Source organism: Salirhabdus salicampi (assembly GCF_024259515.1).
In the GTDB taxonomy this organism is placed as follows: domain Bacteria; phylum Bacillota; class Bacilli; order Bacillales; family Alkalibacillaceae; genus Salirhabdus_A; species Salirhabdus_A salicampi.
Genome location: NZ_JANBWE010000010.1, coordinates 1 through 2539 on the forward strand (window position 1 = coordinate 1; position 2539 = coordinate 2539).

Sequence of the window (2539 nt, forward strand, 5' to 3'; positions counted from 1 at the left end):
TGTGACTGCTAAACTAAATGTAACAGTTTCCGCTTGATAAGATTTAACACTTCTTGTCCATTAAGACTCTGGTGACTCTCCAAGAGATCCAGGAAAAAAACTAATTTTTCTTCTTAGACACTAGATATAATAGATTTGTATATCTGAAAGTGTTTGAGGAGGTTTGAAAGGTGGTTAAGTGGCAAGTGTATATGGAAATTGATCAACTATTAAAACAAGGATTTAGTAAAAGTAAGGTTGCACAAAAACTTGGGATTTCAAGGCCAACTTTATATCGCTATTTAAATAGAAATCCGCAGGAGATGGCAGAATGGATGGTTACTATTCAATCAAGAGAGAAGAAGCTTGATAAGTATAAAGAATTAATTCTTTCCTGGTTGAGGCAGTACCCAGATATGACGGCAGCTCAAGTACAAGATTGGCTACTTGAGAAATATCCATCTTTTGAAGTTGGAGAAAGTACTGTTAGATCTTATGTGAGAGAACTAAGAAAAGAATACAACATACCTAAAGAGACATTGCCTAGATCATATGAGGCTATACCCGATCCTCCATTAGGAGAACAAGTCCAAGTGGACTTCGGCCAGACAAAAAATAAGAAATCCAATGGAGCAGGAACAGTTAAACTATATTTCATTGCATTTGTATTATCTCATTCTCGTTATAAATACATGTATTGGCTAGACCGTCCTTTTACAACGAAAGACGTTATTGAATCACATGAGTTAGCCTTTCAATGGTTTCATGGTATCCCTAACGAGTTGGTATATGATCAAGATAATTTACTCGTTGTTAGTGAAAATAATGGTGATTTAATTTTGACTGAGGAGTTTCAAAGGTATAAAGAAGCAAAGAAGTTAAACTTGTTTGTATGTAGGAAAGCGGATCCTGAGAGTAAAGGTAAAATAGAAAATGTCGTAGGTTTTATCAAGCATAATTACGCTAAGCATAGACTATTTCATAACTTAGAATCATGGAATGAACATGCGATAGAATGGCTCAACCGAACTGGAAACGCCAAAGTTCATAACACCACAAAAAAAAGACCGGTTGAAGTGTTTGCCCTTGAAAAACAACACTTAAAACCAGTCACGAACATCATTGATGTTCAAAATAACAACAATAACAGTATATCAAGGTCTATACGTAAGGACAATACCATACGGTATTTATCTAATCGGTACTCACTACCATTAGGGAGTTTCCATAAATATAAGAAGGTTTATCTTACAGTCGTTGATGATGAAAAGCTCATCATTTGTAGTCCTGATGGGGAGATCTTGGCTAAGCATCAAATATCAATAGAGAAAGGAAAACTTATACAAGATCGTAAACATCAACGTGACCGTACTAAAGGAATAGATGCCTTTATCGATTCAGTGGCAACTTATTTTGATAATCAAGAATTAGCTCATGAGTTTATATCAAGAGTTAGAGAAAAGAATCCACGTTACATTCGTGATCAATTACAGCTGATATTAAATTCTATCAAAAGAAATCATTCTATGATTATTAATAACGCGCTCGAAGAATGTATTCATCGAAATCTTTATAGTGGTACAGATTTCAGCGACATCATTGGGTACCTAAAACGGCAACGATCGTTACACATTACTCGAAACGATAACGCTGAACAAATGAAACGACCTACAACGATGACTTCCCATTGGGTAATGGATACAAATGCATCAAAAAGAGAAATGGACAAGTATTACTCTATATTAGAAGGTGATTCTCAATGACACAAATCAATCAATTACAAGAACTTATGAGAACCTTACGGTTCGTTGAGACATCTAATCACCTAACAGAATTAATTAAACAAGCTGAACAAAATGACCATTCTTACACAAAGTTTTTACTTGATATCATGCAATATGAACAAAAACGTAGAGAAGAAAAACAGGTTGAAAAACGGTTGAAATGGGCAACCTTTCCAGACTATAAAACACTCGAAGAGTTTGATATTAAAGAGCAACAGTCATTAAGCAAGAAACAGCTTAACCAGTTGGGTGATCTTACATGGATTGACCAGCTGTACAATTTAGTTTTATTGGGCCCTCCAGGTGTGGGAAAAACACACCTGGCCATAGGGTTAGGAATCAAAGCAATATATGAAGGATATAAAGTCATCTTCACTTCAATGGGGGATCTTGTGCATGCATTAAAAACAGAGGAAATAACACGTAAATCAAAAACAAGATTAAAACGAATGAGAGATGCCGATTTAGTTATTATTGATGACTTAATGTTTATGGCAATGGATCAACAAGAAGCAAATCTATTCTTCCATTTGATTAATGATTTACATGATCAAACATCGATTGTTTTAACTTCGAATAAAGCACCAAAAGAATGGGGCGAACTCTTAGGAGACCCTGCCATAACGACTGCAATACTAGACCGAATTGTACACCGTGTTGAAATTATCCATTTAAACGGTGACAGTTATCGAATGAAGCATCGAAAGAACATCTTCGGGCAGGAAAGTGTAACAAATTAATCAGCAAAAACTGTAACATTTTACTTGACGGTCACA

General features: G+C 35.3%; 2 protein-coding genes. Both read left to right on the forward strand.

What is annotated here, in order from left to right:
- Nucleotides 1-170: 170 nt before the first annotated feature.
- A complete protein-coding gene (gene istA, locus NLW78_RS15445; protein ID WP_254498040.1) occupies nt 171-1742 on the forward strand; it encodes an IS21 family transposase in 1572 nt (523 codons plus the stop codon).
- Complete coding sequence (istB, locus tag NLW78_RS15450) at nt 1739-2503, forward strand: IS21-like element helper ATPase IstB (protein WP_254498041.1); 765 nt, start codon at nt 1739-1741, stop codon at nt 2501-2503. The genes istA and istB overlap by 4 nt, the downstream gene beginning before the upstream one ends.
- Nucleotides 2504-2539: the final 36 nt, after the last annotated feature.

What these genes read in the sequence shown, in the direction of transcription:
- istB (WP_254498041.1), top strand. Translation starts at nt 1,739, where the DNA reads ATGACACAAATCAATCAATTACAAGAACTTATGAGAACCTTACGGTTC.